At 67.1% G+C, this 11,019-nt stretch carries 10 protein-coding genes and 1 other RNA gene; 7 read left to right on the plus strand and 4 right to left on the minus strand.

The window, feature by feature from the left end; genetic code table 11:
- The 3 genes from ACK5F2_RS12440 to rnpB all read left to right on the plus strand — a co-directional run.
- The coding region (locus tag ACK5F2_RS12440) for a serine protease (protein ID WP_409865056.1) at positions 1 to 1,397 on the plus strand (1,397 nt) is incomplete at its 5' end.
- Positions 1,373 to 2,395, plus strand: coding sequence for an FHA domain-containing protein (locus tag ACK5F2_RS12445; protein ID WP_409865058.1), 1,023 nt, complete (start codon positions 1,373 to 1,375; stop codon positions 2,393 to 2,395). The genes ACK5F2_RS12440 and ACK5F2_RS12445, both read left to right, overlap by 25 nt.
- Before the next feature lie 39 nt (positions 2,396 to 2,434).
- Positions 2,435 to 2,774, plus strand: an RNA gene (gene rnpB, locus ACK5F2_RS12450) — RNase P RNA component class A.
- A gap of 9 nt (positions 2,775 to 2,783) precedes the next feature.
- Here the strand turns inward: rnpB and ACK5F2_RS12455 are convergent.
- The gene (locus tag ACK5F2_RS12455; RefSeq protein ID WP_409865061.1) at positions 2,784 to 3,785 is read right to left on the minus strand and encodes a Gfo/Idh/MocA family protein; all 1,002 of its coding nucleotides are present in this window, start codon (positions 3,783 to 3,785) and stop codon (positions 2,784 to 2,786) included.
- 115 nt (positions 3,786 to 3,900) lie between these two features.
- On the opposite strand from ACK5F2_RS12455, the gene ACK5F2_RS12460 reads away from it, so the two are divergent.
- The gene (locus tag ACK5F2_RS12460; RefSeq protein ID WP_409865064.1) at positions 3,901 to 5,154 is read left to right on the plus strand and encodes a multidrug effflux MFS transporter; all 1,254 of its coding nucleotides are present in this window, start codon (positions 3,901 to 3,903) and stop codon (positions 5,152 to 5,154) included.
- A 106-nt stretch (positions 5,155 to 5,260) separates the two neighbouring features.
- Positions 5,261 to 6,172, plus strand: coding sequence for a carbonic anhydrase (locus tag ACK5F2_RS12465; protein WP_409865066.1), 912 nt, complete (start codon positions 5,261 to 5,263; stop codon positions 6,170 to 6,172).
- On the opposite strand, the gene ACK5F2_RS12470 is transcribed toward ACK5F2_RS12465, so the two are convergent.
- Positions 6,156 to 8,480 (minus strand): ATP-binding protein, encoded by a 2,325-nt coding sequence (locus tag ACK5F2_RS12470; protein ID WP_409865068.1) that lies wholly within the window; start codon positions 8,478 to 8,480, stop codon positions 6,156 to 6,158. The two genes, ACK5F2_RS12465 and ACK5F2_RS12470, sit on opposite strands and share 17 nt — an antisense overlap.
- A gap of 136 nt (positions 8,481 to 8,616) precedes the next feature.
- A complete protein-coding gene (locus ACK5F2_RS12475) occupies positions 8,617 to 9,660 on the minus strand; it encodes an ornithine cyclodeaminase (protein WP_409865071.1) in 1,044 nt (347 codons plus the stop codon).
- Positions 9,661 to 9,802: 142 nt separating this feature from the next.
- Between ACK5F2_RS12475 and ACK5F2_RS12480 the strand changes: the two genes are divergently transcribed.
- On the plus strand, positions 9,803 to 10,234 hold the full coding sequence (locus ACK5F2_RS12480; RefSeq protein WP_133603266.1) for an Lrp/AsnC family transcriptional regulator: 432 nt from the start codon (positions 9,803 to 9,805) through the stop codon (positions 10,232 to 10,234).
- Positions 10,235 to 10,397: 163 nt separating this feature from the next.
- Here the strand turns inward: ACK5F2_RS12480 and ACK5F2_RS12485 are convergent, their stop codons facing one another.
- On the minus strand, positions 10,398 to 10,595 hold the full coding sequence (locus ACK5F2_RS12485; protein ID WP_409865073.1) for a hypothetical protein: 198 nt from the start codon (positions 10,593 to 10,595) through the stop codon (positions 10,398 to 10,400).
- Between ACK5F2_RS12485 and mraZ the strand changes: the two genes are divergently transcribed.
- Positions 10,587 to 11,015 carry a division/cell wall cluster transcriptional repressor MraZ gene (mraZ, locus tag ACK5F2_RS12490; protein WP_133603264.1) on the plus strand — a complete coding sequence of 143 codons (429 nt, stop codon included), beginning with the start codon at positions 10,587 to 10,589 and terminating at the stop codon, positions 11,013 to 11,015. The genes ACK5F2_RS12485 and mraZ overlap by 9 nt on opposite strands.
- The last annotated feature ends 4 nt before the right edge of the window (positions 11,016 to 11,019 follow it).

Here is an 11,019-nt window from a genome sequence, read left to right on the forward strand (position 1 = left end):
TGCACCAGCCCTTTGTTTTGCGGCCTGGCTTGGGGGCTTGGCCCCGGTGTCTGCTGCTGGCGCTGCTGAGCCTTGTGCTGACACCGCTGCCGGGCTTGGCCCAGGAGGCGCCGGCCAGCGCAGCCTCGGCAGCGGCCCGCACGGCGTCGGCGGCCGCGCCGGTCTCGGCCAGCGCGCGTCGCGTTTACGAACGCGCCCGCACCCAGCTGCTGCAGATCCGCACCTTGCTCAAGAATCAGGACAGCCAGGCCTCGGTGGGCTCGGGCTTTCTGGTCAGCGATCAGGGGCATGTGATTTCCAACTACCACGTGGTCAGCGAGGCCGCGCTTGATCCCGAGCGCTACCGGCTGCGCTATGCCATGCCCGACGGGCGTGCCGGTGAGCTGGAGCTGCTGGATTTCGATGTACGCCGTGATCTGGCCCTGCTGCGGCTCAAGGGGGACGGTCTGCGCGGCGCCAGCGGGCTCAGTTTCCGTCCCCGGGAGCAGCCCTTGTCCAAGGGCGACCGCATCTATTCCATGGGCAATCCGCACGATGTGGCCTTCGCCGTGGTGGAGGGCACCTTCAACGGTCTGGTGGAGCGCAGCTTCGACCCCCTGATCTACTACTCGGGCAGCATCAACTCCGGCATGAGTGGCGGACCGGTGCTGGACGAGGAGGGGCGGGTCGTGGGCATCAATGTCTCGGCCATGTTCTTTGCCCAGCAGATGAGCTTTCTGGTGCCGGCCGAGTTCGCCCATGAGCTGTTTCAGCGCAGCCGCGAGCGCGAGGCGCTGCGCGGGCCGGCGTGGCCACGGCTGCGCGAGCAGCTGATGCAGTACCAGGACGCCCTGGTCCAGGGCTTTGTGGCACAGCCCTGGCGCAATGCCGACCATGAGCGCTATGCGCTGCCCGTCCCCCAGGAGGATTTCATGCGCTGCTGGGGGCGCAGCACGCCGGCCGACAACAAGGGCATGGAGTTCCAGCGTTCGCAGTGCCGCATGGAGCATGCCGTCTTCGTCAGCGGGCAGTTGCAGACGGGCTATCTGCAGGTCTCGCACGAGGCCTACGAAGGCAGCAAGCTCGGCGCCCTGCGCTTTGCCAAGCAGTACTCGGCCAGCTTTCGCAACGAGAACCTGGGCCGCGCCGACCGCCAGCGCAGCGCTCCCCGCTGCCGCGAGGACTTCATCCAGGCCGATGCGCAGCAGGGGCCGCCGCTGCGCGCGGTGATCTGTCTATCGGCCTATCGCAAGCTGCCCGGCCTGCACGACCTGGTGGTGCTGGTCACCACGGTTGATGGTGCGACGCAGGGGGCTCTGGGGCGTTTTGATGCCCGCGGCGTGAGTTTCGAGAATGCCCTGCGCCTGAGCGCACATTACCTGGGAGGCTTCGGATGGACGGCAGCAAGGCCGCGGTGATCGAAGTGCTGGGCCGCGACGGCCTGGTGCGGGCGGTGTACCGGGTGCAGGCCTGGCCCGTGAGCATAGGCCGCTCGCCGGCCTGCGATCTGGTGCTGGATGATGTGCATCTGGCCGCCGAGCATGCGCGTCTGGAGCTGGCGCAGGCGGCTTGCGAGCCAGCCGAGGGCGATGGAAGCGGTCGTCCCCGCTTGAGTCTGCTCGACAGCCTCAACGGGGGCTGGCTGGGACGCCGGCGCCTGGCGGCTGGCAGCTCGGTGGAGCTGGCGCCGGGCGCGGTCTTCCAGCTCGGCGCCACCTCGCTGCGATTGCGCCGCGACCAAGACACGCTGCCCCCCGAGCGCCTGCTGGATCGGGTGGTCGCGCCGCCTGCGCCCGGGGCGCTGCTGGGCCTGATGGGCTTGTGGCTGGCCTTGCTGGGGCTGGACCGCTGGAGCGGCCTGAATCCCGGCGCACCCTGGGTGGACTATGCGGCGGCCCTTCTGCTGCCCCTGGCCCTGCTCCTGGTCTGGGCGGCGCTCTGGGCCCTGGTGACCCAGCTCTTCCAGCACCGTTTCCCCTTTGCGCTTCATCTCTGGCGAGCGGTCTGTGTGGTGACGGGTTTGCAGCTCTTGGGCTTCGTCCTGCCGGGTCTGGCCTACAGCTTCTCGGCCCGCAGCCTGCTCGCGCTCGAGGCGCTGAGTCTGCCCGTCGGTCTGGGTCTGCTGCTGTGGTGGCATGCCCAGCTCGTCTGGCCGCGAGGCCGGCGCGCCCTGGCCTGGGTGGGGGCGGGCTTGCTGCTGGGCAGCATGACCCTGCTGGCGGCCAAGCGTGCGCAGCAGCAGTACTGGTTCGGCCCGCCTTACATCAGCGCGCTGCCGCCGCCCGTCCTGCGTCTGACGGCCCCCAAACCGCCGCAACAGCTGCTCGAATCACTGCGTCCCCTGGAGGCCGAGCTGGCTCGCGAGGCGGCCAAGGACGACGACGCCGATCTCGCCGAGGGCACCAGCGAGGACTGAAGTCGCGGGGCCGGCGCGATGCGGGATAATGCCGGCTGTGAAGCAAGCCAGACCGCCGCTGGGGCAAGCGTGGAAACACGGCCCTGGAGGAAGGTCCGGACTGCATAGAGCGGCGTAGCAGCTAACGGCTGCCCGGCGAAAGCCGAGGATCAGAGCAACAGAGACGAGTCGAAGTGGGCCTAGGCCCATTTCGGGTGAAACGGGCAATCTCTACGCGCAGCAACACCAAGTAGGCCAGCGTTGATGCGGCTCGCAGAGCTGGCGGGTAGGTGGCACCGAGCCGGGCAGTGATGTCCGGCCCAGAGGAATGGCGGTCACGGGGCCGGTCTCGCAAGAGGCCGGACCTGCACAGAATCCGGCCTATCGGCTTGCTTCACTCTTTATTCGTTCAAGCCTTGGCGCCCAGCAGGGCCTCGATGGTTTCCTGCACCGCCAGGGCCTCGGCAAAGCCGGGCAGGGCGTGCGAGCGGCCTTCGATCAGGGCCACCCATTGCTCGAGCTGGTCGGCCTGGGCCTGGCTGCGCAGGCTGTCCGACTCGCCCTGGAACAGGCCCAGGGGCTCGGACTTGCCGCCGCGGCGCTGCTCGCTCAGGCCGAACCACTCGCGCAGCTCGATCTCGCCTTCGCTGGCGCGCCAGTGCATGCGGTTGCGGTCGGGCACGCCCACCTCGGGGCTCACGCGAGCCTCGATCTGCACGGGAACACCGTCGGCGCGCAGCTCGGCGCGCAGACCGGTTTCGGCACTCAGGCCATCGGCCGGGTAGTCCACCTGGCTGGCCAGCACCTGGGCCGGCCCCAGCACGCGCTGCAGCACGAAGATGAAGTGCGAGAGCACTTCGCGGCTGAAACCGCCTTCCGTGCGTTCGGCCAACCAGGCACCGGCCGCGGCCTGCCAGGGGCGGGGCCAGGCGGCAAAGCCCAGCTCGATGTGCACCGCCTCCAGGGTGCCCAGTGGATGCTTGGCGGCGGCGCCAAAGGCGCGCTGCAGCGCGGCCAGGCCGGGGGCCGAGGCCAGGGAGAAGTTCACCGCGGCGCGCAGCTTCTCGCGCTCGATGCGGGCGATGCAGTCGCGCGCGGCGGCAAAGTCCACGGTCAGCGGCTTTTCGCAGAACACGGCCAGGCCGGCATCGAAGGCGGCGTGCGAGAGGCTGATATGGGCGGCCGGCGGCGTGGCGATATAGAGGCTGGCCAAGCCGGGCTGGCGTATCAGGGACTCGGCGCTGTCGGCTGCGCGCAGTTCGGGGTAGGCCTGCAGGGTGCTGCTCAGGGCTTCGGGTCGGGCGTCCCAGACCCAGACGGCGCGCAGGCGCGGGTGGTTCTTCAGGCGGGCCAGCATGCGCTGCCCCATCACGCCCAGGCCGATCAGGCCAATGTTCAGGGTATCGGGCATCAGACAGTGTTCGTGGAAATATGGGCTGGAGCGCGAGTTTAGGGGGCGCCGCTACACTGTGTTCCCGCCCGCCTGCAGTTTCTTGCGCCTGGGCGCTCAACGCGCAAATCCATACATGAATCCCGATGCCGGTTCCCTCTGGCGCGCACCGCGCTGGACCCTGGCCGTGCTGCTGGCCTGCCTGGGCATGGTAGGCCCCTTCTCCATCGACACCTATCTGCCGGCCTTCTCCGGCATCGCGCGCGCGCTGGATGCCACGCCGCTGCAGATGCAGCAGACCCTGTCCAGCTATCTGCTGGGCTTTGCGGTGATGAACCTCTTCCACGGTGCGCTGTCCGACAGCTTCGGCCGCCGGCCCGTGGTGCTCTGGGGCATGGTGGTCTTCACCCTGGCCTCGCTGGGCTGTGCGCTGGCCAGCACCATCGGCGAGCTGGTGTTCTGGCGCACGGTGCAAGGCATGTCGGCGGGGGCGGGCATCGTGGTCTCGCGCGCCATCATCCGCGATATGTTTCCGCCCTCCGAGGCGCAGCGGGTGATGTCCCAGGTCACCATCTTCTTCGGCGTGGCGCCGGCCATTGCGCCCATGGTGGGGGGTGTTCTCTTCGTGCACCTGGACTGGCACGCCATCTTCTGGTTCCTGGTGCTGGTGGGGCTGGCCCTGGTGGTGGCCAATTGGCGCCTGCTCCCCGAGACCCTGCACAAGAGCCAGGCTCAGCCCTTCCATGTGGGCTCGCTGATGCGCGGCTACTGGCAGCTCAGCACCAGCCGGCGTTTCCTGCTGCTGTGCCTGGCCAGCGGCATTCCCTTCAACGGCATGTTCCTCTATGTGCTGGCGGCGCCGGTCTTTCTGGGCGAGCACCTGCAGCTGGGGCCCACGCAGTTCTTCTGGTTTTTCTGCTTTTCGATCGGCGGCATCATGGGCGGTGCCTGGCTCAGCGGTCGCCTGGCCGGCAAGATCAAGCCGCGGCACCAGATCCGCCACGGCTTTCTGATCATGCTGCTGGTCTCGCTGCTGAATGTGGCGCTGAACCTGCTGCTGCCGCCCAGCCCCTTCTGGGCCCTGCCCGTGATCGGCGCCTTCGCCTTCGGCTGGGCCCTGATGGTGCCGGTGGTGACCCTGCTGGTACTGGACCAGGCGCCCGACCGGCGTGGCATGGCTTCCTCGCTGCAAGCTTGCATCGGCAGTGCGGCCAATGGCCTGGTGGCCGGCGTGGTCGTGCCCCTGGTGATGCATTCCACCCTGGCCCTGGCTCTGGCCTCGCTGGCCACCATGACCATAGGCCTGGTGGCCTGGATCAAGGTCAAGCACGAGGTGGGCTATGCGACGGGCCCTCAAGAATCGCAGGCCTCGGCCGAGATCAAGGGCTGACAAGGCCGCGGGGCGGCCGGAGGAAGGACTGATGCAGGCGCCAAGGCCGAGATTTCCGCTGCCAACCGGGCGCCGTGCCGGCTCCGGATCCCTGCTGGCCGTTTTGTTGTTGCTGTCGCTGCCGGGTCTCCAAGCCGCCTGGGCCCAGGGCAGGCCGGCGGCGATTCGTGATGATTCGGTCAAGCCCCCCCTGACGAGGCCGGACAGCGAGCTGCCGCCCGACGAACTGCGCCGACGGCTGGCCGAGCGCCTGTCCAACAAGGCCGAACCTATCCAGGCGCCGGGTCGGGCCGCGGCCGGGGGGACGGGGGCGACCCGGCGTGCCCCGGCACCGCGCAAGCCGGACATCCACTGGTCCTACGGCGGTGAGGGCGCGCCCGAGCATTGGGGGGACCTCAAGCCCGAGTATCGGCTCTGCGCAATTGGCACCCGCCAGAGCCCCATCGACATCCGGGACGGCATCCGTGTGGATCTGGAGCCCATCCAGTTCGACTACCGCGCCAGCGACTTTGCCGTGGTGGACAACGGTCACACGGTGCAGGTCAATGTTGCGCCCGGCAACAGCCTGGGGGTGATGGGGCGGCGCTATGAGCTGCAGCAATTCCACTTCCATCGCCCCAGCGAAGAGCGCATCAACGGGCAGCAGTTCGATATGGCGGCCCATCTGGTGCACCGCGATGCCGAGGGCCGACTGGCCGTGGTGGCTGTGCTGCTGGAGCGCGGACGCGACCAGCCCCTGATCCAGCAGGTCTGGAACAATCTGCCACTGGAAAAGCAGCAGGCCCAGCCCGGTCTGGGTCAGATGGATCTCACGCGCCTGCTGCCCGAGGACCGGGGCTACTACACCTATATGGGCTCACTCACCACGCCGCCCTGCAGCGAGGGCGTGCTGTGGATGGTGATGCGCCAGCCGGTGCAGCTTTCGGGCGAGCAGATCGAGATCTTTTCCAAGCTCTATCCCATGAATGCCCGACCCGCTCAGCCGGGCAGTGGCCGCCTGATCAAGCAGAGTCGCTGAGGTCCGGTCTGCCCGCCTGGGCGCGCGTCAGCCAAAGCCGCAACGTGGCAAACAGCTGTTCGGCCACCACGGGTTTGGCCACATGGTCGTTCATGCCGGCATCGAGGCAGCGCTGCCGCTCCTCGGCGAAGGCATTGGCCGTCATGGCCAGAATGGGGAGTCCCTGACCCTGGGGCAGGGCGCGGATGGCCCGTGAGGCGTCCAGGCCATCCATGACGGGCATCTGCACATCCATCAGCACCAGGGCGTAGTCGTGCTGCCGCACCATGTCCACGGCCTGCTGACCGTCACCGGCAACATCCACCGCCAGGCCCGCGCTGGACAGCAGGGCCACGGCCACCTCCTGATTGACGACGTTGTCCTCCACCAGCAGAACCCGGGTGCCCGGGAACTGCTTCTGCAGTTCCTGCGCAATGGGCTGGCGACTCAGTGCCAAGGGGGCGCGGGCGCGCTTCATGTCCGCCTGTTCCAAGGGGAGGCTGAACCAGAAGCGGCTGCCCTGACCGGGGCTGCTGTTCACCCCCACCTCACCTTGCATCAGGTGGGCCAGGCGCCGGCAAATGGCCAGGCCCAGGCCCGTCCCGCCATAGCGCCGGGTGGTGGAGCTATCGGCCTGCTCAAAGTCCTGGAACAGGCGTGCCTGCGCTTCCTGGCTGATGCCAATCCCGCTGTCCTGGACCTCGAAGCGCAGTTGCAGCACCCCCTCCCGCTCGCCTTCCAGGCGGGCGCCCAGGCGCACAAAGCCCTGGTCGGTGAACTTGACGGCATTGCCGGCGAAGTTCAGCAGGACCTCGGTAATGCGCTGGGCATCGCCCAACAGGGGACGGCTGGCCAGCTCGGGGTCCAGGTCGACCTCCAGCCTCAGCTGCTTGTCGGCAGCGCGCTGCGCCAGCATGCTCTGGATGCCATCCAGCACCTGGCCGACATTGAACTCGGCCCGCTCCAGCTGCAGCTTGCCCGCTTCGATCTTGGACAGGTCCAGGACGTTGTTGATCACCAGCAGCAGATGCTCGGCCGCATCGGCCACCTTTCTGAGTCGCTCCTGCTGTTCGGGCTCCTGGCTGTCGCGGCGCACCAGATAGGTCAGGCCGATGATGGCATTCATGGGCGTACGAATCTCGTGACTCATATTGGCCAGGAATGCACTCTTGGCGAGGCTGGCGGCCTGTGCGGCCTGGCTGGCCTCGGCCAGCTCGGCGGTACGGGCCTGGACCAACTCTTCCAGATGATGGCGATAGCGCTCGAGCTCCATGGCGTCGCGGCGCTGGCTCGAGATATCCGTCAGGAAGCCGTGCCACAGCACCGCACCGCCGTCCTCGGCCTGGGCAATCGCATTCGCATACAGCCAGCGCTCGCTGCCATCGGCATAGCGGGTGCGGAATTCTTGTTGCCAGGGGCTGAGCTGCAGGGCGGAGTTGACCAGCGAGTCGCGTACGGCCTCGCGATCCTGCGGATGCAGGCGCTCGAACCAGGCGTCGGCCTGCTCGGCCAGCTGGCTGGGGCTCAGGCGCAGATACTCGCGCACGGCTTCGCTGACATAGACAAAGGCAAACCCACCATGGGCATGGCGGCGCAGCTGGAACACGACGCCCGGCACGGTTTCGGCCATGCCTCGCAGGCGGTTGATCAGGTCACGCTGCGCCTCGAATTGCTGCTGCAGTTCGTCGCGCATGTGTTCAAGGTCCTCGCCCAGGCGACCGATCTCATCATTGCGCTGACGGCGCAGGGAGGCGTTGAAGCGGCCCTGGGCCAGATCGTTGGCAAAGCTGCCGAGCTCTCGCAGCGGCCGCAACAGCCGTGAATTGAGCAGGAGCAGGACCAGCAGCAGCGAGATCAGCAGCTGCCCACCCACGGTCAGGCCATAGAGCCAGCGCTGGCGGTCCAGATCCGCTCGTGCCAGATGATCGTCCAGCTCGATCTGGATATGGCCGATCTTGCTGCTTCCGCGCAGGATGTCGCGTTCGCCATCGATGAGCTGGCCCTTGTGCCGCTCCGGGTAACTCATCTCGATGAAGGGCGCGCCTTGCGAAGTGTCGCTGACCGTGACACGCACCACCTCGGGCGATTTCATGATGGCGGCGACCACCTCACGCGCCGCGACATGGTCCAGATTCCACAGCAACTCGGGCAGGCTGGAAGCCAGCACGTCCAGCTTGGCCTGCAACTCGGCCTGCTGAGTCTGGTCTGCCTTCTGCGGCTCACGCCAGCCTATCCAGAAGCCGCCGATGACCAGGGCTGGTAGCAGCAGGCCGATGCTGGCACCGGTGGCCAGAACGACAAACAGCGAGCTGTAGGGTTTGCGACTCAATATGACCTCGACGGCGGCGCTGCAATCGCGCTCGCCTCGACTGTACCCCCAGGCCCTGGAGCGGCAAGACGAATCAGGATGGGCAAAGGCTCGCTAATTGCCCTCGCAGCTCGGCCCCGCGGATCGAGGCCCCTACTCAGGCGGCGCGGCGCAGCTGGGCGCGACCGCCGCGGGTGTGGCGGAACAGATCCTTGGGGTCGTCGGCCGGCGGCACCAGCTGCACCTCGCGACCCACGCCCAGTTCGCGTGCCAGCTTGTCCAGCAGGCGCAGGGTGGAGTAGTCCTCCAGGGCAAAGCCCACGGAGTCGAAGACCGTGACCTCGGCGGCGGAACGTCGCCCCGGCGCGCGGCCGCTGAGCACCTGCCAGAGCTCGGTCACCGGATGCTCGGGGGGCAGCTGCTGGATATCGCCCTCGATGCGGGTCTGGGGCTCGTACTCCACGAAGATGCTGGCTTGGCGCAGCAGCTCGGCGGCCAGCTCGGTCTTGCCCGGGCAGTCGCCGCCCACGGCATTGATGTGCATGCCGGGCTCCAGCATCTCGGCCGTCAGGATGGTGGCGCGCGCCTTGTCGGCGGTGACGGTGGTGACGATGTCGGCGCCGCGGACAGCCTCGGCAATCGAGTCGGCCCGCAGGATCTTGAGATCGGCAAACCCGGCCAGATTGCGCTGCAGCTTGGTGGTGGCGGCGGGATCAATGTCGTAGGCCACGATTTCACGGATGCCGAGCTGGCTGTGGAAGGCCAGGGCCTGGAACTCGCTTTGAGCGCCGTTGCCGATCAGGGCCATGCGGCGCGAATCCGGGCGTGCCAGGGCCTTGGCCGCCATGGCCGACGTGGCCGCGGTGCGCAGGGCGGTGCTCAAGGTGAGTTCGGAGAGCAGCAGGGGGTAGCCGCTGGAAACCTCGGCCAGCACGCCAAAAGCCATCACGGTGTAAAGGCCGCGGCTGGTGTTGATGGGGTGACCGTTGACGTACTTGAAGGCGTAGCGCTGAGCGTCGGCCACGGGCATCAACTCAATCACGCCCACGGGCGAATGGCTGGCCACACGGGCGCATTTGTCGAAGTCCTGCCAGCGCAGAAAGTCCTCGCGCAGGCAGTCGGCCAAGTCGGCCATGAGGGGCGCCACGCCTTTGCGCTGCAGCAGCTCGGCCAGGGCGGGTACGTCGATAAAGCGGGTCATGAAATGTCTCCAATGGGTGGCTCAGGCGGCAGGGCCTAAAGCCTTTGCGCAAATTCTGGTCGGGAGCATGGCTAATAAAAAGCTGACAAAGCGCTCAATTTGTTGTGGGTGCTTGTCAAAGTGACTGGCACAATGAATCAATATGTCAAGCCTCGACGACACCGACCGTGAGCTCATCGCCTTGCTGCGCGATAACGCCCGCCTGTCCGTGGTGGCCCTGGCGCGCCAGCTGAGGGTGGCGCGGGCCACGGTGCAGAACCGTATTGCAAGGCTGGAGCGCGAGGGGGTGATCGTGGGCTATAGCGTGCGCCTCAAGCCTGCGGCCGAGGCGCAGCGAATCCGTGCCCTGATGAATGTGGCGGTGGAGGGCAATCGCACCGACGAGGTGCTGCGCGAGCTGCGCGGGCACCCCAATGTGGCCGCACTTCACAGCACCAATGGTCGCTGGGACCTGGTGGCCGAGCTGCGCGCCGACACCTTGGAGGAGTTTGATCGCGTGCTCAGCGCGGTACGCCTGATCGAGGGCATCGCCAATACCGAGACCAGCATCCTGCTGTCCACCTACAAGGTCTGAGGCGGGCGCGCTCGTGCTGGGGCGCGCCGCAGCCCACCGATGACCCGCTCTGTGTGGCCTGCTGTCGCATCTGCTGCGAATGACTGTGCAAATGCACAGGGGTGCGGGGCCCTTCGGCTGCCTGGATCGTGCGGACGCGGCCGGCGGCCTGTCCCTGGCAAGTTCATCCAGCACTTGCAGAGCTATCTGCAAGTCCTTCTTTTAGAACGATTTTTGGATGCAGCTCTGCTCCAAGATTGCTTTCTAAGTGCTTGATTTCATTGGGAATTTTTTGGTTTCCACCTTGACCTTCCGGAGCGCGATTAGTAAAGTGGTGAAAAGTGCAATTTAGTGGGTCGCTGTGGCGAATTTCGTGTTTCAAGGGGCGTCGGCCTTGGCAATGGATGCCAAGGGGCGGTTGGCCGTCCCGACACGACATCGCGAGGCCCTGCAGGAGCTCTGCGGCGGCCAGCTGACACTGACCAAGCACCCCGAGGGCTGTCTGATGGTCTTCCCCCGACCGGCCTGGGAATCCTTCCGCGACAAGATCGCCGCCCTGCCCATGTCGGCCGCAGGGTGGAAGCGCGTCTTCCTGGGCAATGCGCAGGATGCGGAGATCGATAGCGCCGCGCGCGTGTTGGTGGCGCCTGAGCTGCGACTGGCTGCCGGTCTGCAAAAAGACGTGATGCTGCTCGGCATGGGCAGCCACTTCGAGCTCTGGGACGCCGCCCGCTACGCCGCGCACGAAGCCGCGGTGATGCAATCCGAGCTGCCCGATGCGCTCAAGGACTTCAGCTTCTGACGCG

The sequence above is a fragment of the Roseateles sp. genome, from assembly GCF_046300915.1.
Taxonomy (GTDB): domain Bacteria; phylum Pseudomonadota; class Gammaproteobacteria; order Burkholderiales; family Burkholderiaceae_C; genus Kinneretia.

Coding starts and splice junctions, on each gene's coding strand:
- ACK5F2_RS12445 (WP_409865058.1), top strand. CDS start 1,373: ATGGACGGCAGCAAGGCCGCGGTGATCGAAGTGCTGGGCCGCGACGGC.
- ACK5F2_RS12460 (WP_409865064.1), top strand. CDS start 3,901: ATGAATCCCGATGCCGGTTCCCTCTGGCGCGCACCGCGCTGGACCCTG.
- ACK5F2_RS12480 (WP_133603266.1), top strand. CDS start 9,803: ATGTCAAGCCTCGACGACACCGACCGTGAGCTCATCGCCTTGCTGCGC.
- ACK5F2_RS12455 (WP_409865061.1), bottom strand. CDS start 3,785: ATGCCCGATACCCTGAACATTGGCCTGATCGGCCTGGGCGTGATGGGG.
- ACK5F2_RS12475 (WP_409865071.1), bottom strand. CDS start 9,660: ATGACCCGCTTTATCGACGTACCCGCCCTGGCCGAGCTGCTGCAGCGC.